The organism is Legionella sp. D16C41 (genome assembly GCF_048541585.1).
In the GTDB taxonomy this organism is placed as follows: domain Bacteria; phylum Pseudomonadota; class Gammaproteobacteria; order Legionellales; family Legionellaceae; genus Legionella_C.
This window is the reverse complement of sequence record NZ_CP183303.1, coordinates 2,082,924-2,105,976: the sequence shown is the minus strand read 5'-3', so window position 1 is coordinate 2,105,976 and position 23,053 is coordinate 2,082,924. Positions and strand designations below refer to the sequence as shown.

Here is a 23,053-nt window from a genome sequence, read left to right as displayed (position 1 = left end):
TATCTTTGCTGTCCATTTCATTCTGATTTATACAAATTTAGTGTAAACTTCTGATATTTAAATAGTTCAGGGTAGACCCTTATAGCGCCATCCACTAAGTTTTAGATTAGGCGCAAGTGAGTGAGGCTAAGGTATGTAATGGCGTTGGCTGAGCTTTGCAATCTTGTAGCAGTATAAAACTTAGTGGATAGCGCTATATAATTGCAGTGACTACTAAGCGCATGATGAATGATAGGAGGAGTAATGAAACACAAGTCGAATCTAGGTGGTAGGGATGTGTATGTAGTAGATGGCAATCGTACCCCTTTTCTTAAAGCTAAAAATGTAGGACCTTTTAGTGGTTCTGATTTAGCAGTAGCTGCGGGCATGTCTTTATTAAGTCGTCAACCTTTTTCACCTACTGATCTAGATGAGGTTATTATTGGTGCAGCTATGCCTGGCCCTGATGAAGCAAATATTGCGCGTGTAATATCATTACGATTAGGGTGTGGTCACCGGATGCCGGCTTTTACGGTTATGCGTAATTGTGCTTCAGGTCTACAAGCCTTAGATAATGCTGCCTTACAAATTTCTTCTGGTCGAAGCGACTTAATTCTAGCGGGTGGCACTGAGGCAATGAGCCATGCTCCTTTACTGTTTAATCAAAAAATGGCTTCATGGTTAGGAAGTTGGATGGCTGCGAAAAGTGTAGGCCAGCGGGCACGTCTAGCTATGCAATTTAAGCCAGGCTATTTAGCACCTGTTATTGCCTTATTACGTGGTTTGACTGACCCTATTGTGGGTTTAAACATGGGGCAGACTGCTGAAAAAGTTGCTTATCGCTTTAATATTACTCGTGAACAAATGGATACTTTTGCGTATGAGAGTCATCAACGTTTAGCACGAGCTTATGCTGAAGGACGTATGACAGAAGTAACGCCTATTATTGATAATAAAGGGCAAGTTTATACCCGAGATACAGGCTTAAGAGAAGATACTACAATTGAAAAATTAGGTACGCTTAAACCGTTCTTTGATAAGAAATATGGGATGGTTACTGCAGGGAATAGCTCCCAAGTTACCGATGGGGCTTGTTTGTTACTTTTAGCCAGTGCTGATGCTGTTAAAAAATATAATTTGCCCGTATTAGGTCGAATTGTAGATGTTCAATGGGCAGCACTAGATCCAGCTCATATGGGTCTTGGACCCGTACATGCAGCTACGCCTATTTTAGAACGCCATCATTTAAAGCCAAGCGATTTAGATTGCTGGGAAATTAATGAAGCGTTTGCTGCCCAAGTTTTAGGTTGTTTAGCTGCCTGGGATGATACAGAGTATTGTCGTGAGCAATTAGGATTAAAACAGGCGCTTGGAGCACCTTCTTTGGATAAAGTAAATAAAGATGGCGGAGCAGTTGCAGTTGGACATCCAATTGGAGCAAGTGGCGCAAGAATTGTTCTCCATACCTTACAATCATTAAAACAAACAAATGGTACTCATGGTATGGCTGCAATTTGTATTGGTGGTGGCCAAGGTGGGGCAATGTATTTAGAAAGAGTGACTGAGGTAAAAGGATAATGAACAACTATAAACACTGGAAAATTGAAACAGATGCTCAAAACATTATTTGGTTAGCTATAGATCGTGCAGGTAGTGTATTAAATTCTATTAATGCAGAAGTGTTAGATGAATTAAATAGTATTTTACAAGAAATTGCTAAACAATCCTCAGTACAAGGTTTAGTGATTTACTCTGCTAAAAATAAAGGCTTTATTGCAGGTGCTGATGTTAATGCTTTTTCAAAATTTCAAACGCCCGATGAAGCGGTAGAATTTTTAAGGAAAGGGCAAACAGTTTTTTCTCGATTAGAAGCTCTAACTATACCTACAGTTGCTATGATTGATGGTTTTTGTATGGGCGGCGGCTTAGAGTTAGCTTTAGCTTGTGATTATCGTGTTGCTTCAGATGAGCCAGATACACGTTTAGGCTTACCAGAAATTATGTTAGGTATTCATCCAGGTTGGGGTGGAACAGTTCGATTAGTACAATTAATTGGTGGCTTTAACGCTTTAACTAAAGTCATTTTAACAGGTGCACCGATTGCGGCTTATAAAGCAAAGGCGATGGGATTTGTTGATGATGTTGTGCCAGTACGGCAATTAAAGCGAGCTGCTGTTTATTTTATTAAAAATAAACCTAAAAAACATCAACCAACTTTTATGGAATCTTTAACTAATTATGCTTGGGTACGACCTATATTGGCACCAATCATTCGTTATAACGTCGCAAAACGAGTACGAAAGCAACATTATCCTGCGCCTTTTGCCGCCATTGATTTATGGGAAAAGGAAGGGGGTAAAGGGGAACGTGCTTATTTAAAAGAGATAGATTCAGTTGAGCAGTTAGTTACACGCGGTGAAACTGCTAAAAATCTTATTCGAGCATTCTTACTACGTGAGCGAATGAAAGGATTTGCTAAAGCAAGTGATTTTAAGGCAGAACATGTTCACGTTATTGGTGCTGGAGTGATGGGTGGTGATATTGCTGCATGGTGTGCATTGCGTGGACTAAGAGTTACTTTACAAGATAAATCTTATGCGCAAATTGGACCCGCTATCGCACGTGCATATACTTTATTTAAAAAGAAACTAAAAAAACCTCGCTTAATTCAAGCAGCCATGGATAGGTTAATTGCTGACCCAAATGGTTTTGGTATCGCAAATGCTGATGTAATTATTGAGGCGGTATTTGAAAATTTAGAAGTTAAACAAGCCATTATGAAAGAGGTAGAAGAAAAAGCAAAAGCTGATGCAATTATTGCAACTAACACCTCCAGTATTCCATTAGATGAAATAAGTGCGGTAATGGCTAATCCAAGTCGACTAGTTGGTATCCACTATTTTAATCCAGTGGCAAAAATGGAGTTAGTAGAAGTTGTCAGCAGTAATAAAACAACAACTGAAGTTAAAGATAAGGCTTGTGCGTTTGTAAATCAAATTAGTCGTTTGCCTCTACCTGTAAAATCAAGCCCAGGTTTCTTAGTTAATCGTGTATTAATGCCTTATTTAATGGAATGCGTGCAATTACTTGAGGAAGGTTATACTGGTGAAACGATTGATGAAGCTGCGAAAGAGTTTGGGATGTTTATGGGGCCTGTAGAATTGGCAGATACAGTTGGTATGGATGTTTGTTTAGCTGTGGCTGAAAATTTAACTAAACATTATGGTGGTACTGTTCCGCAGAAATTACGCGATATGGTTAAAGCCGGTAAGCTTGGCCGTAAAACTGGTGAAGGTTTTTATCGCTATAAAAACGGCAAACCTATTAAGAAAAAACCCCAAACGGATAAGCCTTATCAAGAGATTGCAGATAGGTTAATTTTAAGAATGGTTAATGAATCTGCTGCTTGCTTACGAGAAGGGGTTGTCGCAGATAGTGATCTTTTAGATGGTGCAATGATTTTTGCAGCAGGTTTTGCTCCATTTCGGGGTGGACCAATGAATTATGCTAAACATTTTGGTCATGATAAGTTAAATGCGTTATTTGCTAAGCTAGAAAACCAATACGGTCAACGTTTTAAGCTTGACGAACAATTTAGTAAAAGTGTTAATTAATAAAAACAGCTTAAGTTTAGCATTAGCTTAAGCTGTTCTTGAAACTAAGGTAAGATGCATTGTTACCGTCAAGTTTTAAGAAAACATATATAAATTTACTGTATATATGATAAAAAATCTTTCATGCCCGCGCAGTCGGGCAAATTATTTCTGCCTTGGCACTAAAGTAAGATAATATAACCTGCAAAACACACAACACGAAATACAACATTCATCGCTAAGATTATTATGAAATTCATGCGGACGTCTATGAAGCAATTACTAGAGAGAAACGCATAAAAAATAGAATAGGTAATGAAAATAAATCTTATAGAACAAAAAATCCTCAGTAGCTTGATTTAATCATTGGATAATTTTTGATAGATAGATACCCGCCTACGCGGGTATGACAGCACTGTTTTTAAGTTAGTATAGCTGATGTGTTTAAACGTTTTTTGCATAAGCCATACCACTCTTGCTCAAAGATTTTGTCATTTCCGCGCAGGCGGAAATCCATCCTCAGACTGGCACTGAACCTTCATAGAAATAGATACCCGCCTGCGCGGGTATGACAGGGTTTTTCTTAAGTCAGTTTACTTAATTGTTCACATAAACTACTATAAGACAGCTTAAACATGCTGTCATTTCCGCGCAGGCGGAAACCCATCTTCGTACTTAAATTGGATCTACATAAAAATAGATATCTTGCTTGCAAGGATATGAATGGTAATGGTTATCTAACAAGAGAATTTATGTAATTTGTTTACTCTGCATTCTTAAAATAAATCTAATAAATAAGAAATAAAGTATATCTAGTATAAAAGGCTACTTTTATTGTTAATCATCAGTTAAATTATATTTAACAAATTAAAAAAGCTTAACTATGAAAATTAACTACTTAATACTGCCAAGTTGTTATTTTATTAGTTGTTTATTTTTCTTCTTCATCTTCTTTACATTAACTTCTCATGCAACAACATGGGTTATTTCAGAACACAGTGATTTAATTGGTAAAATACAGTATGCAACAGTAAAAACGGGAGAAACACTAAGCGATGTAGGAATACGTTATGATATTGGTTATCATGAAATGGTGCAAGCCAATCCGAAGTTAGATCCCTTGCGGCCATTATATCCGCAAACTAAAGTTCTAATTCCTTCACAACATATTTTGCCGCCTGGGCCACGCCAAGGGTTAGTTATTAATTTAGCAGAATTTAGACTTTACTATTATGTGCCCGGTGATAACGTTGTAGTCACGATGCCTGTTGGTATTGGTCGAGAAGGGTGGAAAACACCTATTGGAGTAACAAAAGTTGTAACTAAGGAGCGCGATCCCATTTGGCGTCCAACGGCCAATGTTAGAGCGGAAGCTGCACGTCATGGTACACCAATTCCAGAAGCATTTCCGCCAGGCGAGGGAAATCCCTTAGGTAGACATGTATTAAGGTTAGGTTGGCCAACTTACTTAATTCATGGTACAAACCGGCGCGATATTGTAGGCTCACGAGTAAGTGCCGGTTGTATTCGTATGATGCCAGAAGATATTGAAGTATTATTTGATTATGTCAAGGTGGGTACTACAGTAAGAGTTATTAATGAGCCTGTTAAATTAGGTTATGACTATGGCGCTATCTTTCTCGAGGCACATCCACTTTTAGCTGAATATCAGGGTATGAATTTAAAAAAGCTAGTAACAAATTTATTAGAAAAATATAAAAACTTACAAGCTAAAAATGATAAATTAATTCAGGGAGAAATTAATTATCCTTCAGGTATTCCTGTTAAAATTGGCTAAACAATTTTGTAAGCATTCACTCAAATGCAATCAAGCAAGGCGTATGCGGTTAAAAAACTTTTTTTTCTTAAGGGTATAATAAATAAAATAGGTAACTAACAATATTATTGCGCTACCAACTATATCAAGTAAATAATGCCAGCCTAGTAAGACACAAGCTAACGTTAGAAAAAATGTAACAGGGGTTAATAATATAAACAGAGGCTTTATACTCCGAACTAAATAAAGACATAACCAAGCCCAGATGGCATGATAAGAAGGGAGAGCAATTAAGCCGCCTTCTAATGAGCTTGGTATTTGATGATTATGGATTTGAAAAAATTTTATACCAGTAATGTATTGATCAGGTAAAAAGTAAGGGCTTTTTAAAATACTTGCCGGCGCGGTCGTCGGAAAAAAATAGTAAAAAGTAAAGCCAATTAAAGCAGAAATTAATAACAAGCAAAAATATTCCCAAACTTTAGGAAATTGCGCAAGTAAAGTGACTAATAAAGGTAAAAAACCCATTTGCCAAGCCAGGCTATCATAAGACAGCCCAAGTATTAATTTAAAATTAGGATAGTTAGCTGTCCAGGCCATCATTGCTGGTAAATCAATTCCCAATTTTGATTCTAAAGCAAGGATATAGTTATCAATAGGTGGGAAAGGACTATATTGAATTGCATTAGTCGCCAGAGCAATAAAGAACATAGTAAAGTAAATACCAGCAAATGCCTGTGTAAGTTCAATAAAATAATTATTATTGGCAAATTGTAAACGCAGACCAATTAAAATAAGGCATAAGCAAAAACCAGCTTCTAAAGCAAAAGGTGGGAAATAATTATTGCCCATATAGTGATAATAGTGAGCGTTAATATATAAAACTATACTTGAAAGTATACATATTAATAATCCCGTTATTACAGAGCAGAACAGTGCTGGTCGTTCTACAGAGTTAAAGCTAAGTAACTTCACCCAACTTCTCTTTTAATTGAATAGCTTGATAAATTTCTTCTCGGTGAACCTTTACAGAACGGGGAGCTTCAATACCAAATTTAATATTGCCATACTCTAGAGTTTTAAAAGCTACAAGTAAAACACTTTTATTATCTATTGTTATTTTTAAAGTTTCTTCAAAGTTAACATTAATGATATCCATATAAACTCTCATATTAAAAAAGCTTTATAGCTTATAGAATGTTTAAAAGCAATATTTTTGCAAGAACCAAAGAGTTATAGCAAAGGGCTTGAGATAAACCTAGGAAATTAGCATATTAAGTACATTAATCTAGCTTTATAATTGATAACAATTACGGAGACAAAGCAGATCGCGGACTATTATCAAGATATTTCATTATTATTTCGGAAATTTCATTATCATTCTTATCTAAAGCAATATCTAATGCATCATCTTTTGTTTCTGGTAGAAAGAGGTTATGGTCTTCCGATTCATCTAGTTCTAACAAAAACTCTATAACCTCTTTACCACCTAACTCAGCTGCTTTAACTAATGCATCTTCTGGAAAAGAAAATCGCTTATCTTCGTAGAAAAGTTTTATACCTTCAATCGACCCTGAAAGTAGACAGCGATAGAATGCATCTTTATTGTTTGCATTGGGATTAAAACGGCCATCTTTAAGCAGTAATTTTAAAACAGCAGGATGTGGCACAGCTTCATAAAGTAAGCTATGAACCACCGTTGGATTGTAACCATCGGCATCAGGGTAACCTATGTCCTCCAGTACGTCACTTAATGGACAATCTGGTTGAGCTAAATAAAAGGCTACAAAAGAAGCATTGCCAGACTGCACTGCCGCTTTTAATTGAGAAAAATTAAGGTGTTTATTGAAGTCTATATTTGTTAGAGGAATCTCATTACTCATTTATAATTCCTAACATGGTTAAAACTATTAATATAGGGTTTCTTTAATATAGTAACCTGGCCATTTAAAGAAACACAATCCATTCTAGCAGAAAAAAATGCTTTATTAACATATTCTTTGGAAAAAAATTTAACTTCAAGTTGTTTTCCTAAAAGCATGGTGAATTTCTTATATTATTTTCTTGTATTAAAATTTCTGTGGCAGTAATACTACATGAAGAAATAATCTTTAGTCTCTTTGAGAGCTTAGCATCATAAAGATATTGCTGAAGTCTCTGACGGGAAATGCCTGCTCCGCTCATATCCGCAATACGCTGCTTCAATAAAAATTCTATAAATTTGTCTGCCTCGTTTTTATTAAGCCCTGCAGCTTCTAAAAATTGCTGAAACTCGGTTGGCTGCTCCCTTAAATCACCACGAGTAAGAAAGCAAGTGTTAACATTGAAACTTACTCGACGAGGATGATTATTACGAGCAGAGAAGAATGAAAATAGCTTTCCTAAAACGCAAGGCATAATATTTTGATCATTGCCATTACGAGGAAGGTTGCTTTTACGTAAGCTATCTGCTAAATCTTCAGTAAATTTTCGACTTATATTGCCTGCCATAGCACCATGGAAGCGAACACTTTCACAGTTAGTGGCTAAGCAGACAAAATGACCATCGTAACCGCGTTCAATCTTTAATTCATCTTCAGTTATTTCATTAAGAATTAACGATCTGATTTTACTAGCATCTTGGCCCATGCCCGAAATAAGCTGATCACAGCGTTCTTCATGTAAGTTTAAATAATAAAATTCACCATTATCTTCTACTATTTCAGTTTCATATTGTTTTCCCTGCTCTTTAATATTTAATGCTACCTGTCTGTCTATGGCTACGGCACCAACTCGCTTATGAAAACGCAATACAATTTCATCTTGCTCAACTCGAATACCTATAAGAAAATATCCTTCATATAATGCGCTTTTTGCTTTGGCATATTCAAAAGATTCGGTTGCTTGTTTAGCTAAATTGCGGTAACTAACTGTACCTCGAGCAAAGATTTTTACATGATGATTAAGTGATATTCCTTTTCCATCTTCTAAAAATTCACCGCGATCATTTTGTAATCTATAACCACTTTTGTCTGTACCAAGTACCGAGATTCGATAAGCTGTTGCAGCGCCCCCAGCGCCGCCTATAATAACTACTCGTTTAGTTTTACTCTCAGCAGTCGTTTGTCTTTCCCGATCACTTAAATCAAAATTGTTACCATGAATGATTGGGGTAAATCCTTTCCTGCTATTATAAGTAGAATGTTGGGCTAGTAAGCTTTTTCCTGTAGTTTGCGGTACATGACTTGTAGAAGTAGTATGATTAATCCGTTTTCTTTCATACTCAAGTGCATCTTCAAAAGAGATATTTTGTCCTTCGCCCATCCCAAGCGCAAATTCCATGAGTTGTGCATAAATATAGACAGTATTACTACCTTTAAGAGAGAAAATAGTAGCTTTAACACGAACATTATAACTAGAAGCCTCTTTACTCCAGTCATCCTGGTGATTGGCTTTCTTTTCCACTGTTTCAACTCTTACGCCAAATAAGGGGGGTGGCGTATCTTTTAAAGCCATATTAACAGTATTGTTATAAAATAGGTGGCGAGTATTAGTTCGTTTATTACGCTCTATACTTTGTTCTTTGGGAATAAAATCACCTGCATTAGCGTTACCTGCTATTTCAAGTAGAGGATGTTCTTGCTCAGCTCTATGGTCTGCACTTGTCCAATGACCTGTTTCATATTCAGAAATAAGTAATGTATCAAGAAAAAGTGGCTTATGATTAGTTAGGCCTTCATAATCTTTCAGCTTTTGGAAGGAAGCTCGAGCTTTTTCTGGAACGGTAGGGTCTGTGCTCATTAAAGTCATTCCAGCGAAGCCGCAGCCGATAAACAATCTACCTACAAAAATGCTAGGAATGGTATCATGCGCCAAATTTATTGATACCTCTAGATATTTAGTAATAGCATTTTTAGTAAATGTTTTTTTATCATAATTTACATGGATAGCTTTATTAAGTACATCAAAAGAATCTGTAATTCGGTCTAGATCATCAGAAGGCACTCGTTTTAAGGGCTTCATTAGTTTGGTAGCTGATGTATCAGCAGTACTAGTAGCGCCTTCACTAGTTTTTAAAACTTCAGAATTATTTTTATTCAGTGAGGTCTTAAACATAATTAAATGTAATTGCTCAAGTTTCTTACCGCTTAAATCAAGACTCTCAAAAGAAAATCCCTCGATTTCCGCATATTTTTTTATCGCTTTTTTAAGAAGAGGCCAATAAAAATCATAATAAGAACTTTCACGAGTATACTTGGAGTTTTTATTTAATCCGGGTGGAAAAGGAAGGTTAGCTACCTGCCAGATTTTGCGAATATCTTTAAGAATATCATCTATTTTAATATAGTCACTTTTATTGTTATGTTCAGCAACGTGCTTAATTGCAATAACAAGACGATTTAATTGATTAGTATGTCCATCATCCTGCCATTTTATAAGCTGGGTAGTTTCAAATAAAGGTACTTCATGTAGTGCAATCTCAGAATTCCCGCCTTCTAGATTATCATCATTCTGCTTAGTCTGCTCTGTTAAACTAATCTCATCAGCATTTAAACAGCTTTTTAACATTGTTAACGTCTTAAGATACCCTTTAGGCATAGCCCCTTTATATAAAAGTTTTGCGGGTAAACAATCAACTAATGGAATTATGACGCGAGCTGAGTAATGCAGATCAGCTTCTAAAATATTAATAGCGTTGTAGAGTCCTTCTTTTGTATCCAGATTAAAAGCCGATAAATTCTTTAGACGATTTTGTAAGGTAATTCTGATGAATCTAATTTTATCATTTAATATTTTTTTTTGACGACTTTTTTTAGACATAACTGATTAATCAATTAAAGAATAAACTTGTCGCCATTCTAAGTTAAATAACTTAATAAAATATTAACAAAGTGATCTTTTTTTATTATGAATGAATTAATAGTTAAATTTATAATCATATTGAATAAAATTTATCTATTTTTGCTTATAATTTATTTACAAAAAAAAGGTAAATTACATAAGAGCTAGAAAACTAATATATAAAATTTGCTAGAATTAACTAAAGATAATCTAAATAAAAGTTAATTAAGTTGGTTAGCCAATCAGGAAGTTTGCTCCCTGCACAAAAATAATATAAAATCGCCCCTTTTAATCCCTTGCCTTACTTGCCCGCAAGAAGGCTTTAATCCATAAGGAGAATACATGAGACATTATGAAGTTGTCTTTCTAGTACACCCTGATCAAAGTGAACAGGTACCTGGTATGATTGAGCGTTATGAAGGTATCATCACAAAGCATGACGGTATAATTCATCGCCGTGAAGATTGGGGTCGACGTCAATTGGCTTATTCAATTAAAGATGTTCATAAAGCACACTATATTCTTATGAATATTGAGTGTAATCAAGCTGCTCTTGATGAACTTAAGAATGCCTTTAAATTTAATGATGCCATCCTCCGTAATTTAATCATCCTTAAGAAGCATGCTATAACTGGTGAATCTGCATTGATGAAAAAAGATAAAGATAAAGAAAAAGATTCTAGAGCAGCTTAAGAGGAGGAGAACCAAAGATGTCAACTTATTTTCGTCGTAAAAAAATGTGTCGATTCGGGGCTGAAGGCGCTAGTGAAATCGATTATAAAGATATTAATTTATTGAAAAATTATATTACTGAAACTGGTAAAATTGTACCTAGTAGAATTACGGGTGTGCCTACTCGCTTCCAACGACAATTAGCGCTAGCCATCAAGCAAGCTCGTTTTCTAGGGTTATTACCTTATTGTGATAGTCATCGATAAATAAATTTATGAATACCTTTTTGCGTAATCAAGGCCAACATCTACTAAAAAATGAATACTATGCTTTTTTTGTAGCTACAATACTAGCCTTGACGTCACTAACTACTTGGCTAGCTTTAACAGTAATCACTTTAATTACTTTAAGAAATGGCGGAGTTAAGAGCTTTAAGGTATTCATGGGTGGCATTATTGCAACCTACATTTCTTACCAATTTAACATTGCTTTAGAACATACACTGTCTATAACATTAATAACATTTGTACTTGGTTATAGCGCGGCTGTATTATTAAGAGCAACGGCAAATTGGAAAATAGTGGTATTTTGTATACTCATTGCTGCAATATTAGGTATAAGTTTAATACATCAGTTTTTACCAAATTATGCCGAGGAGCAATATACTTTATTACTTGGTGCAGTAAAAGAAGTAGACTCAAATCATACTATGGCACAAATACTTGAAAATCAGTATCGTGCCAATCCTAGTTTGATTATTAATTCTTTATTGGGTATTAAAGTATTAAGTTTGGTTTTTTCTGCATTAACCTCGCTCATGCTAGCAAGAGAAATTCAGTCGCTGCTATTTTACCCAGGTGGGTTTAGAAAAGAAATGCTTGCCTTTCGGGCAAATCGTATTGGCGTTTTACTATTAATCATTGCGGCTTTCGGGGTATATCAAAATAATCCAGTTGCCATTAGTTGTTTACCGCTTTTAGTTGTTTATCTAATGTTAGCTGGGATTAGTTTGTTTTTTAATATAATGGCCAGAAAAAGAGATCTAGTTACTATTTTTCTTTTATTTGTACCACTTATAATCGTACCCTATATTATGTTGCCAGTATATGTATTTTTCGGTTCATTAGATAGCTTAATTGATCTAAGGTTACGCTTATCTTTAGATCAAAAATTCAAGAATTAAGGGGTAAATGATGGAAGTTATTTTATTAGAAAAAGTAAGAAATTTAGGAAATTTAGGTGATAAAGTTGAAGTCAAAGCAGGTTATGGTCGGAATTATTTAATTCCCCAGAACAAGGCTGTTTTTGCGACAGAGAAAAATATTGAATATTTTGAGAAACGTCGTGCAGAATTAGAAAAGAAAGCTCAGCAAGATCAAGCACGAGCTGAACAACGTGCAGCTAAGTTAAATGATACTTCAGTAGTCATTTCTGCGCTAGCTAGTGATGAAGGTAAGCTTTATGGCTCAATTGGTGCAAATGAAATTAAAGATGCTTTAGTTGCTAAATCAATTGAAGTAAGTAAACGTGAAATTTCTTTGCCTAATGGACCAATTCACTCAGTAGGCGATTACGTTGTGGATATTCAGGTGCACAGTGATATTGTTGCTCAAGTTCAAGTGCAAATTGTTTCTGCAAAATAAGTAAGCTGGGCTTTGACTTGATGGTAATTACTTAAGAATAGTTTTGTCATTCCCGCGTAGTAGGCGGGAATCTATTTATTTCTATACAGGCACGCTGCAAGTATTAAGTTAGATTTCCGCAAATGACAGAGCCATTTAAGTAGGACCATTAAGTCTGGCCCAAGTTTTATCATTTTACTCAAAAAATCAAATAATCTTTAGCTAATCTTTCCATTTTATATTACATCCTAAACTTGGTTTTTGAATTTCAGGAATAGGCTTATCATTTAAAATACAATCAATTACTTGACGTAAAGAATCACCCGTAACAGGAATTTGATTGCCAGGGCGAGAATCATCAAATTGACCTCGATAAACTAAATTTAAATTAGTGTCGTAGACGAAGAAATCAGGTGTACAGGCTGCTTGATAAACTTTTGCAATTTCTTGTGTTTCATCAAAAAGATAAGGAAAAGAATAACCTTCTTTTAAAGCAGTTGCCTTCATATGTTCTGGTGAATCATCAGGATAACTTTCAATATCGTTAGAGTTAATTGCAATAAAGCGTACATTATCTCGATAGCTGTTTGTTAACTGCACTAACCCCTGATTAATATGCTTAACATAAGGGCAATGATTGCAAATAAACATAATTACCGTACATTTAACTGCCTCTTCTTTCTTTAAACTAATAGTCTTTCCACTAATAACATCAGGTAAGCAAAACGCTGGTGCTTGACTACCTAGTGGTACCATTTTAGAAGCTGTTTTAGCCATTTATTCACCCTAATTAACTATAAAAAATAATTTTAAAAAGTGCCGTTAATGCAAAAATTGTATTCATAACTGCCCATATTAATACGGGCGGTTTTTTATAAAAATAAGAATAAGCAAAAATGGCTATTGCTAAACTACCGAAAAAAAATATCCATTGATCCTCATAAGAGAGACCAATAGATAAAGCTGCAATACCTGCAATCCCTATAATTAAGAAAATATTATATAATTTACCACTTAAAAGATAAAAAACTAATAATTGTACGCAAAGTAATATAGGAATAGCCATTTGTAAAACTGGGCCTATATTCAATAATTTTGCACCATGGCCTGCCATTAAAATAATTTCAAGCGCTATAAAAAAAATTAATTTAAAATGACTTGCTGTAATAAATAATAATGATGAACCCACGACATAGAATAAAGGAGCTCTCGCTTGTGTTAAGCCAATGATAGAAATTGATGCACCTAAAATACCTATTATCAGAAAAACAATGTCCTTTTTTAGCATTGTATCCCTTTGTACTTAGTTTCTGGCAATAAATAAGCTACACTAAATAATTTAGTTAGTATTGATAGTGTAGCTTAACTGCAGCTTACCAACGAAGGTAAATACCTTTAGCAGTTGCTTCGTTAATAACAGTACGTTGTGAGTTGTTAACAGCAACCCAGTAATTTCCCATATTACTTAATGCAAATTTTACACGAGGATACTGACAGACATCTAAAACATCGCGACAATCAACAGGACTAGTAGCATTATCTTTTACAGAAAAACATTGAAAATTCAAATTTTGTACATCAGACGCAAAAGCGGCCCAATACTTAGCATCAATTTTAGCCGTTAGCGACGGGCTCATAAAAACGTCTTCTGTTTCAACTCGCCTTAATTCAATAGCATGATCACTGCGATTTTGTATTAAATAAAATGTTTGCCCGCCTTTATCATTGACTACAAGATTAGTACCGTAATAACCAAAGCCTGTCACTTCACAACCACGCGGAAAACTAGCGTAAGTTATAGTATGTACTGTAAGCAACGCAACCCATAAAATTGATTTATTTATTAGCATGAGACTCTTTCACTTTTAGTAATAATGTTATTTTAATGGGATTGTAAGTATTTTCAATGGCTATTTGCAGGGTAGGTAGTTTTAGTGATTAAAATTATTAATTTTAGATAATTTAATCTTTATAAGCCGCAATCTTAGAAAGTAGCATAGGCGAATAAGTTCTATAAATACTTAAAGCTAAATACATTATAATATACCCTAAGGATAGAACTAGACAAAGTCTATTAATCGTAGGATATGACCACAACACCACGGCTGAGCATATGCCATATAATAGTGAAAAACAGTGCATCAATATTTTTAATACTTTTGATTCAGTAAGATAATCTAGGCGAGAAGGATAGACATATTTTATGGGGACAAAGATTAAAATACAAAGAATTAGTAAAATTAAGGCATTAGTATTCATGGTTGTATTTAAAATGAACATATAGAAAACAGCAATATTCCAATAGCAAGGAAACCCTTTAAAAAAGTGATCTGGTGTCTTTGCATCAGATTGGCAGAACTGGTAAGAAGAAGTAATAATAATTGCGATAATAATTAAAATTGCTAAATCATGGGGTAGCATATCTGCTTTAGCGAAAAGAAAAAAACAAGGTGTAATTACATAATTTAAATAATCAACTAAATTATCAAGTAGCGCACCATCGATATTTGGTAATACTTTCTTAACACCCACTAGTCTAGCTAGTGTTCCATCAACTGCGTCAATAACAACAGCAATGGCCATAAACCAAAGAGCATGTACATATTCGTGTTGGTAAATTTTGACAAGGGTAAAAAGGCCAGCGCAGGCAGCGCTTGCTGTAAAGGCATGCACCGCCCAAGCAAATAGGTAATGGGCAGGATGATAGGCTAGCGTTTTATTCGTCATTATTTATCTTAAGCCTTTTTAAATAATTCTAATAACCTAATAGTTAGGCAAAATTTTATAATTTCTCAATAAGCCTGAGCGTACACGTTCATACCCCATGCACCGAAAAGCTGTATTTGGCGCTTTTTGAACAGAAATAATGCTTCAAAATACTCATGTAGAAAACTACACTGCGTTTTTTTTAGCAAGATTTTAGTTCAAACTGCCCTCAAATCCAACCTTCCACCAAGAATCAAGCATACGCTGTGAACACTACGCCTGAATGCCTCACTGTTTTCTGAAGCTTACGGCTTGCTTACCAGATTCAGTAAAGCAAAAACAGCTTAAAAATTCTTGATTCTTAAGGCAAGCTAAAGAATATAAATTACCGTTTTTGTCAGGTGAAATAAAGTCATAAAAATTTTTATTTATCAACTTCTTATTAAAAATTTATTATTAAACAAACTGCTTAAATTAATTTCTCTATATATAAAATAAGTTTAGTTTTTCTAAATTTAAAACTAAATAAAGATCAAATAATTCAGCACGCAAAATAGTAACAACAATTAAATCGAATACGCAAGAATTTACAGAAACTTGAGCTAGTTTATTACTCAAATTAATTAATTTAAGTTACTTAGTACTAGAATTTTTGAATTTATTTATATTGTTGACTGCTTTATTACCTTTTATTTGCTTCAGCTAGGCATTAGTCTAAACTGTAAAATAATTCATTAAGGATCAATTATGGCTATTCAAACTATTAATCCTGTCACCGAAGAGGTGTTAAAAAGTTATGCTGAACATGATGAAGCAGCAATGAATCAATTAATTGAACAAGGTTATATGGCTTTTAAAGAATGGCGACGTGTGCCATTTGCTGAGCGGCGCTTATTAATGTCTAATCTTGTTAATCTGCTTCAGGCAAAGAAAGAGGCATTAAGTAAAATTATTACCCAGGAAATGGGTAAGCCTATAAGGCAAAGTGAAGCTGAAATCGAAAAATGTACTTGGGTTTGCCAATATTATGCTGAGCATGCAGAAGAATTCCTTAAGCCAAGAACCGTACAGACTGAAATGTCGAAAACATTTGTGGCGCATGAACCTATTGGTGTTATTTTAGCTATAATGCCTTGGAATTTCCCATTTTGGCAAGTTTTTCGCTTTGCTGCGCCAACCATAATGGCAGGTAATGCAGCTATCTTAAAGCATGCGCCTAATTCGATTGGCGCAGGAGATGCGATTGCTCAGTTATTTAGTGAGGCCGGGTTTTTACCGCATTTATTCCAGCACGCCATTTTAGATAATGAAACGACAGCTAAGGCAATTGCTCATCCTAAAATTGCTGCTTTAAGTTTTACAGGCAGTGAAAAAACAGGTCGATTGGTTGCAGGACTTGCTGCTAGTAATTTAAAAAAATCAGTTCTTGAACTAGGTGGTAATGACCCATACCTTATTCTTGCTGATGCTGATATTGAACTTGCTGCTCAAAATATTCTTGCCTCACGACTTAATAATTGTGGACAGGTTTGTATTGCGGCTAAGAGAATCATCGTTGAAGAAGCTATTGAAGATGAATTAGTGGCAAAAATTTTAGAGTTATTACCTAATTACATAACAGGCGATCCAGCTAATCCTGCTACTAAACTCGGGCCTATGGCTCGCAAAGACTTACGCGATACGTTACATAAGCAAGTAATAGAAAGTATCAATAAAGGAGCTGTATTAATTACAGGAGGCAAAATTCCTTCTGGAAAGGGTTATTATTATCCACCTACAGTTCTTACAAATGTAACACCAGGCATGCCTGCTTTTGATGAGGAGTTATTTGGGCCTGTTATTGCTATTATTCGCTGTAAGGGTCAAGAAGAAGGTATTGCCTTAGCTAATAATAGTCGTTATGGCTTAGCGGCTGCAGTTTTTACCAGTGATTTAGAACAGGGCGAAAAAATTGCTAAAAATGATATTAATACAGGTGTTTGTTTTGTAAATGCTTTTGTTGCCTCTGATCCAAGGGTACCATTTGGAGGAGTGAAATTTTCTGGTTATGGCAGAGAATTATCAAGAGAGGGAATTCTTGAATTTGTTAATACAAAAACAATTTCAATCAAATAGGCTCTCTTCCTCGTACTAACCTATTTGAGCTTATGAGTAAAGCAAATAAGCTTAATTATTAAACAGATAAATCGTTGGACGTCACTCTGAATAAATATTAATTATATGGGGCAGGTAAATGACTCAGCAGTTTGTTTTCATTTCAGTGAAAAAACAACAATTATATTGTTATGATAATGATAAACTGGTAATGCGTTATCCTGTTTCGACAGCAAAAAATGGTTTAGGTGAGTTAGAGGGTAGCGAATGCACCCCTAGAGGCTGGCATCGTGTGTACTCACACATTGGTATGGATGCAGATATAAATAGTATATTTATCGGTCGAAAGTGGACAGGGGAAATTTATTCACCCGAGCTTTATATCAATTCTACTCGAGATTGGATTTTAACACGTATTGTTCAGTTAGAAGGATTAGAAGAGGGGCGTAATAAGGGCGGTAGTGTTGATACTTTGAAACGTTATATCTATATTCATGGAATACCAGATGAAATTGATATGACTACACCAAGCTCTCATGGCTGTATACGAATGCTTAGTAAAGATGTGATAAGTTTTGCTCAATGGGTAAAGTATCATGCACCTGTTTGTATTGAATAATTGCTATACCTGTTGGCAAAGTAATAGCATAGCTTTACTATAGAAGAAGCTTGTTAATAAGAAATCATAATAAGCTACAATAATTAAATAGTTACTTTTAATAGTTTGCTTGAAAGTAGAAAATCATCTGTTTAAAAATTAATAATTTATAAGAGCTTTATATATACCACTTTGCAGCGACGATATATAATTCGCACAATTTATTTTCATGCCTAATGAGGTGAATGAATGTCTTACAAATTTGAAGAAGGTAAAGTTTTAATTATTGAGGCAGTACTAGCTAAAATAAAGCAAAAAATGAATGCAGAGCAAGCTGAGCTATGCGCTGCTTTTGTTCAGCAATTTTTAGGTACCGTAGCATTAGACGACCTTCAAGAGTGGGATATTGATGACTTATATGGTGCTACTATTAATTTTTGGGCTTTCATGCAGCACCGAGCGCCTCATGAAACCAAGGTTAGAATTTATAATCCTGAATTTGAGCGCCATGGTTGGCAAACGACACACACAGTAGTTGAAATTTTAACAGAAGATATTCCTTTTTTAGTTGATTCCTTGCGTATGGTGATTACGCGTTTAGGGCTTGTTTCTCATTTAGTGATTTATTTAGGTGGACTATGCGTTAAAAGAGATAAAAGCAATCAACTTATCGCTGTTTTACCTCATGATAGTGAAAAGAAGACAGGTGTCTTAGTAGAAGCTTCTATCTTTATGGAAATTGATAGGCAAACAAATCCTGCAATTCTTGAAGAATTACATCGCAATATTGAACGCGTTTTAGATGATAATAAAGCAGTGGTTGAAGACTGGCCAGAAATGCGTAAAAAGGTCTGTGAGGCTATCGAAGAAATTGATCAACTCAAGGGCGTACTTGATCCTGCCGAAGCTGAAGAAACGAAAGCTTTCTTGCAGTGGATTGAAGATCATCACTTTACATTTTTAGGGGTGCGAGATTATGAGCTTGCTAAAAAAGGTGATGAGGTGGTTCTTCAACCTTTACCAGAAACTGGTTTAGGTGTTCTAAGACCTAGCTTAAGCAAATCGAACGCGCGTAGTATTTCTTCCATGACCCCTGAAGCACGTGAATTAACGCTATCGCCGCGGATATTGGTAATGTTTAAAACTAATACAGAAGCAACAGTACATAGGCGCACCTACACCGACTATATTGGGGTTAAGCGGTTTAACAAAAAAGGCGAGGTAATAGGTGAGCGGCGGATAATTGGCCTCTACACGTCAGCTGCTTATAACACTAATCCTAAGCATATTCCTTTCTTACGCCATAAAGTGGCGCAAGTTATGAAAAATTCTAACTTAGAACCCCGTAGTCATGCCGGTAAAATATTATTAAATATTTTAGAAACATTACCGCGTGATGAGTTAATACAAGCCTCGGAAGATGAGTTGTTAGAAATTGCTATGGGCATTTATTATATGCAAGAACGGCGGCGTATTCGCCTATTTGTGCGTGTAGACCCTTATCGACGTTTTGTATCGTGTTTAGTTTATGTACCTAAAGAGCGCTTTACTTCTGAGTTGCGTCATGCCATGCAAAAAATATTAGAAGAAAGCTTTCATGCTATTGACATTAATTTTTCTACAACCTTTACGGAATCTATTTTAGCTCGTATTCATTTTATAATTAGAACTAATCCAGAAGATAGTACGCAATGGGATGTCAAAGAAATTGAGCGAAAGTTAATTGAAATAGGCCGTTCTTGGCCTGACGATCTACTTCATTTCCTTGCAGAAGCATTTGGCGAGGAAGTGGCAAATCGACTTTATTCACGTTACAAAAATGCATTTCCAAGTAATTATCGCGATAATTTTACTGCTCGCACTGCTGTTTATGATATTAAACATATCGAAGCACTTTCAGAAGATAATCCATTAGTTATGAATTTCTATCGGCCAATGGATGAGTTGGCTGATAATTTCCGTTTAAAAATTTATCAGCATGATATTACCATTCCTTTATCTGATGTATTACCAATTGTCGAACATTTAGGCATGCGTGCTATCAGTGAAAGGCCGTATGTTTTAAAATTTGAAGACGGTAGAATAACTTGGATTAATGATTTTGCTCTACAATATACCAAACATATGACTTTTGATATTGATGAGATAAAAGATCTTTTTCAAAATGCATTTGCACGTGTATGGACTGGTGAAGCGGATAATGATGGATTTAACCAGTTAGTACTTGGGGCAGGGCTAAATTGGCGGCAAGTCGCTGTTTTACGTACGTATGCTAAATATTTTAAACAAATTGGTTTTACCTTCAGTCAGGAATATATAGAGACTGCTCTTAACAATAATGCTGCTATCGCTAGAAAATTAGTGCAATTATTTGAAATTCGCTTTAATCCACAAGAATCAACTACTCGCGATATCCAATTTACAGATCAATTAAACCAAATCCTTAAAGCACTAGATGATGTATCAAATTTAGACGAAGATAAAATTATTAGACAATATATTCAGGCTATTACAGCCACGGTAAGAACTAACTTCTACCAAGTCGATAATCAAGGTAAGTATAAAGTCTGTATCGCTATTAAGCTCAATAGTAAATTAATTCCAAGGTTACCTAAACCTTATCCTATGTTTGAAATCTTTGTCTATTCGCCACGTTTTGAAGGGGTTCATTTACGTGGAGGAAAAGTCGCTCGTGGAGGTTTACGCTGGTCTGATCGCCGTGAAGATTTTCGTACAGAAATCTTAGGGCTTATGAAAGCTCAACAAGTTAAAAACGCTGTGATTGTACCTTCTGGCGCTAAAGGTGGCTTTGTCCCTAAACGTCTACCAGCTACAGGGAATAGAGAGGAAATACAAGCTGAAGCTATTGCCTGCTATCAATTATTTATACGCAGCTTACTTGATGTCACGGATAATTATAAAGATGGTGTTATTGTTAAACCACCTCACGTTATCTGTTTTGATGAAGATGATCCCTACTTGGTTGTTGCTGCTGATAAGGGTACAGCAACTTTTTCTGATATCGCTAACGCTATTTCTTTAGAATATGATTTCTGGCTAGGTGATGCGTTTGCCTCTGGTGGCTCTGTGGGTTATGACCATAAAAAAATGGGTATTACAGCGAGAGGTGCTTGGGAGTCAGTAAAACGTCATTTCTACGAAATGAATGTAGATATTAGCAAGACTGATTTTACTGTTGTTGGAATTGGTGATATGTCGGGAGATGTGTTCGGAAACGGTATGTTGCTTTCTAAACGTATTAAATTAGTAGCAGCTTTTAATCATGTTCATATCTTTATTGATCCCCAACCAGATCCTGAAATCAGCTTTAAAGAGCGCGAGCGTTTATTCTACTTGCCTCGCTCAACTTGGATGGATTATCAAAAGAAATTCATTTCTAAAGGTGGTGGTGTATTTAATCGCAACGCAAAATCAATTCCTGTTAGCAAAGAAATGAAACAGTTATTGGATATTAAAGTAAACGAAATTGAGCCAAATGAGTTGATTAAAGTCATTTTACGGGCACGAGTTGATTTACTCTGGAGTGCTGGAATTGGTACTTTTGTTAAAGCTCAATCTGAAAGTCATATTGATGTTGGCGATCGCACTAATGATGCTACTCGTGTTAATGCAAATCAATTACGTTGTAAAGTAGTTACTGAAGGAGGTAATTTAGGCCTAACTCAGATGGCAAGGATTGAATATGCTTTAAATGGCGGGCTTATTTATACCGATTTTATTGATAATTCAGCGGGCGTAAGTTGTTCAGATAAAGAAGTCAATATTAAAATTTTACTTAATAGTATTGTTGCTGCGGGTGATTTAACCGTTAAACAACGTAATGAGTTATTAAGTGAAATGACTGATGAGGTTGCAGCGCTAGTGCTTACTGATAATTTTGTGCAAACACGTGCAATTAGTCTTACGGCATCGCAAGGTTTACGGGCGCTTGAAATGCATAATCGTTATATTAACGAATTAGAGCGTACAGGTAAAATTGATAGATCAGTTGAGTTTATTCCTACTGAAAAATTATTGATGGAAGGTAAACTCTTAGGGAAAGGCTTAACGCCTCCCACTATAGCAGTGCTCCTTTGTTACAGTAAAACTATTTTAAAAGAGCAAATTTTAGCTTCAGATGTGCCAGAAGATTCTTATCTTAAAGGCTTATTAGTTAATTACTTCCCTAAACCTTTGCAAGAACGTTTTAGTAAAGAAATGCAAGCGCATCCATTAAAGCGAGAAATTATTGCAACGAAATTAAGTAATATCATTCTTAATGAGATGAGTTTTATTTTTATCTATAGAATGCAAGATGAGACGGGTGCTCCTATTTCTGCTGTGGTACGTGCGTATATGATTGCTCGCCGCGTACTTGAAGTAGATAATGCTTGGAAGCAAATTGAAAATATTGAATCTATTGTAACTGCTGAAAAGCAAATGGAACTGGTCATGCTTTATGTTCGTTTATTAAGACGAGTTACCCGCTGGTTCTTACGTAATCAGCGTATGCGTCTAAATATTGGTAAAGCAGTTAAAAATTATTCCCCTGGAGTAATTGAATTAAAAAGCGCAATTCCTACTATTTTTAGTGAAAATAATCGTGCTCAATATGAAGAATCTCTAAATCAATATTTAGAATTAGGTATTTCACCCAGTCTCGCCCATGAGCTTTCTTTAACTAAACCATTATTTTCTGCAATGGATATCATTGAAGTTTCGCAAGAGCTTGATATCAGCGTTACCAGTATTGCTGAAGTTTATTTTGGAATCGGTGAATTCTTAGATTTAGCATGGATTCGTAATCAGGTTATTGCCCATCCTGCTGAAAATAATTGGGAATCGTTATCAAGAGAAGCGCTACGAGATGATTTAGATTGGCAACAACGGCAATTGACTGCCGGTATCATCAAATTAGGCGCTGAAAAACGAGATTATATGGCGTGCTTTAGAGAATGGACTGAGCAACATGGAAGCCTTATTAATAGATGGCGACATATATTAACTGATTTGCGTTCAGCAACGACGCTTAACTACACTATGTTTTTTGTGGCAATTCGCGAATTACTCGCGCTTACTCAAACTACCATACAAATGTCTGAGAAAGATACAGTAGTAAATTAATATAGATTGATTTTAGTAGGTTGGGCCTTGGCCCAACAAATTATTTGGCCAAGCCATTAGCTCGAGG

18 protein-coding genes are annotated in these 23,053 nt (G+C 35.3%); 10 read left to right on the top strand and 8 right to left on the bottom strand.

The window, feature by feature from the left end:
* Positions 1 to 243 precede the first annotated feature (243 nt).
* From ACNVED_RS09190 to ACNVED_RS09180, 3 genes are all read left to right on the top strand, one after another.
* Positions 244 to 1,557: an acetyl-CoA C-acetyltransferase gene (locus tag ACNVED_RS09190; RefSeq protein WP_419418727.1), complete on the top strand. Its 1,314-nt coding sequence runs from the start codon at positions 244 to 246 to the stop codon at positions 1,555 to 1,557.
* On the top strand, positions 1,557 to 3,593 hold the full coding sequence (locus ACNVED_RS09185) for a 3-hydroxyacyl-CoA dehydrogenase NAD-binding domain-containing protein (RefSeq protein ID WP_419418726.1): 2,037 nt from the start codon (positions 1,557 to 1,559) through the stop codon (positions 3,591 to 3,593). The genes ACNVED_RS09190 and ACNVED_RS09185 overlap by 1 nt, the downstream gene beginning before the upstream one ends.
* A gap of 862 nt (positions 3,594 to 4,455) precedes the next feature.
* A complete protein-coding gene (locus ACNVED_RS09180) occupies positions 4,456 to 5,370 on the top strand; it encodes a L,D-transpeptidase family protein (protein WP_419418725.1) in 915 nt (304 codons plus the stop codon).
* Between the two features lie 30 nt (positions 5,371 to 5,400).
* Here the strand turns inward: ACNVED_RS09180 and ACNVED_RS09175 are convergent, their stop codons facing one another.
* From ACNVED_RS09175 to ACNVED_RS09160, 4 genes are all read right to left on the bottom strand, one after another.
* Positions 5,401 to 6,324 (bottom strand): phosphatase PAP2 family protein, encoded by a 924-nt coding sequence (locus ACNVED_RS09175; protein ID WP_419418724.1) that lies wholly within the window; start codon positions 6,322 to 6,324, stop codon positions 5,401 to 5,403.
* On the bottom strand, positions 6,311 to 6,508 hold the full coding sequence (locus ACNVED_RS09170; protein WP_419418723.1) for a carbon storage regulator: 198 nt from the start codon (positions 6,506 to 6,508) through the stop codon (positions 6,311 to 6,313). Before ACNVED_RS09170 ends, ACNVED_RS09175 begins: the two co-directional genes overlap by 14 nt.
* A gap of 151 nt (positions 6,509 to 6,659) precedes the next feature.
* Positions 6,660 to 7,232 (bottom strand): hypothetical protein, encoded by a 573-nt coding sequence (locus tag ACNVED_RS09165; protein WP_419418722.1) that lies wholly within the window; start codon positions 7,230 to 7,232, stop codon positions 6,660 to 6,662.
* Positions 7,233 to 7,380: 148 nt separating this feature from the next.
* Positions 7,381 to 10,149 (bottom strand): hypothetical protein, encoded by a 2,769-nt coding sequence (locus tag ACNVED_RS09160; RefSeq protein WP_419418721.1) that lies wholly within the window; start codon positions 10,147 to 10,149, stop codon positions 7,381 to 7,383.
* Between the two features lie 363 nt (positions 10,150 to 10,512).
* On the opposite strand from ACNVED_RS09160, the gene rpsF reads away from it, so the two are divergent.
* The 4 genes from rpsF to rplI are packed head-to-tail and all read left to right on the top strand — an operon-like array spanning position 10,513 to position 12,485.
* The gene (gene rpsF, locus ACNVED_RS09155) at positions 10,513 to 10,863 is read left to right on the top strand and encodes a 30S ribosomal protein S6 (protein WP_419418720.1); all 351 of its coding nucleotides are present in this window, start codon (positions 10,513 to 10,515) and stop codon (positions 10,861 to 10,863) included.
* Positions 10,864 to 10,880: 17 nt separating this feature from the next.
* Positions 10,881 to 11,108 carry a 30S ribosomal protein S18 gene (rpsR, locus tag ACNVED_RS09150; RefSeq protein ID WP_419418719.1) on the top strand — a complete coding sequence of 76 codons (228 nt, stop codon included), beginning with the start codon at positions 10,881 to 10,883 and terminating at the stop codon, positions 11,106 to 11,108.
* An 8-nt stretch (positions 11,109 to 11,116) separates the two neighbouring features.
* Positions 11,117 to 12,025, top strand: a complete 909-nt coding sequence (locus ACNVED_RS09145; RefSeq protein ID WP_419418718.1) for a hypothetical protein — start codon at positions 11,117 to 11,119, stop codon at positions 12,023 to 12,025.
* Positions 12,026 to 12,035: 10 nt separating this feature from the next.
* Positions 12,036 to 12,485 (top strand): 50S ribosomal protein L9, encoded by a 450-nt coding sequence (gene rplI, locus ACNVED_RS09140; RefSeq protein ID WP_419421166.1) that lies wholly within the window; start codon positions 12,036 to 12,038, stop codon positions 12,483 to 12,485.
* Positions 12,486 to 12,686: 201 nt separating this feature from the next.
* Here rplI and ACNVED_RS09135 read toward each other — a convergent pair whose 3' ends face one another.
* The 4 genes from ACNVED_RS09135 to pcsA all read right to left on the bottom strand — a co-directional run bounded on the left by ACNVED_RS09135 (position 12,687) and on the right by pcsA (position 15,191).
* Entirely contained in the window at positions 12,687 to 13,241 is a 555-nt protein-coding gene (locus ACNVED_RS09135) for a thioredoxin family protein (protein ID WP_419418717.1), read from the bottom strand.
* A 13-nt stretch (positions 13,242 to 13,254) separates the two neighbouring features.
* On the bottom strand, positions 13,255 to 13,752 hold the full coding sequence (locus tag ACNVED_RS09130; RefSeq protein ID WP_419418716.1) for a hypothetical protein: 498 nt from the start codon (positions 13,750 to 13,752) through the stop codon (positions 13,255 to 13,257).
* An 85-nt stretch (positions 13,753 to 13,837) separates the two neighbouring features.
* The gene (locus ACNVED_RS09125; protein ID WP_419418715.1) at positions 13,838 to 14,314 is read right to left on the bottom strand and encodes an enhanced entry protein EnhB; all 477 of its coding nucleotides are present in this window, start codon (positions 14,312 to 14,314) and stop codon (positions 13,838 to 13,840) included.
* A 112-nt stretch (positions 14,315 to 14,426) separates the two neighbouring features.
* Positions 14,427 to 15,191 carry a phosphatidylcholine synthase gene (gene pcsA, locus ACNVED_RS09120; protein ID WP_419418714.1) on the bottom strand — a complete coding sequence of 255 codons (765 nt, stop codon included), beginning with the start codon at positions 15,189 to 15,191 and terminating at the stop codon, positions 14,427 to 14,429.
* A 726-nt stretch (positions 15,192 to 15,917) separates the two neighbouring features.
* Between pcsA and ACNVED_RS09115 the strand changes: the two genes are divergently transcribed.
* The 3 genes from ACNVED_RS09115 (at position 15,918) to ACNVED_RS09105 (ending at position 22,986) form a co-directional block, all read left to right on the top strand.
* Positions 15,918 to 17,285: an NAD-dependent succinate-semialdehyde dehydrogenase gene (locus tag ACNVED_RS09115; protein WP_419418713.1), complete on the top strand. Its 1,368-nt coding sequence runs from the start codon at positions 15,918 to 15,920 to the stop codon at positions 17,283 to 17,285.
* Between the two features lie 118 nt (positions 17,286 to 17,403).
* Positions 17,404 to 17,883, top strand: coding sequence for a L,D-transpeptidase family protein (locus ACNVED_RS09110; protein ID WP_419418712.1), 480 nt, complete (start codon positions 17,404 to 17,406; stop codon positions 17,881 to 17,883).
* Between the two features lie 228 nt (positions 17,884 to 18,111).
* On the top strand, positions 18,112 to 22,986 hold the full coding sequence (locus tag ACNVED_RS09105; protein WP_419418711.1) for an NAD-glutamate dehydrogenase: 4,875 nt from the start codon (positions 18,112 to 18,114) through the stop codon (positions 22,984 to 22,986).
* Positions 22,987 to 23,053: the final 67 nt, after the last annotated feature.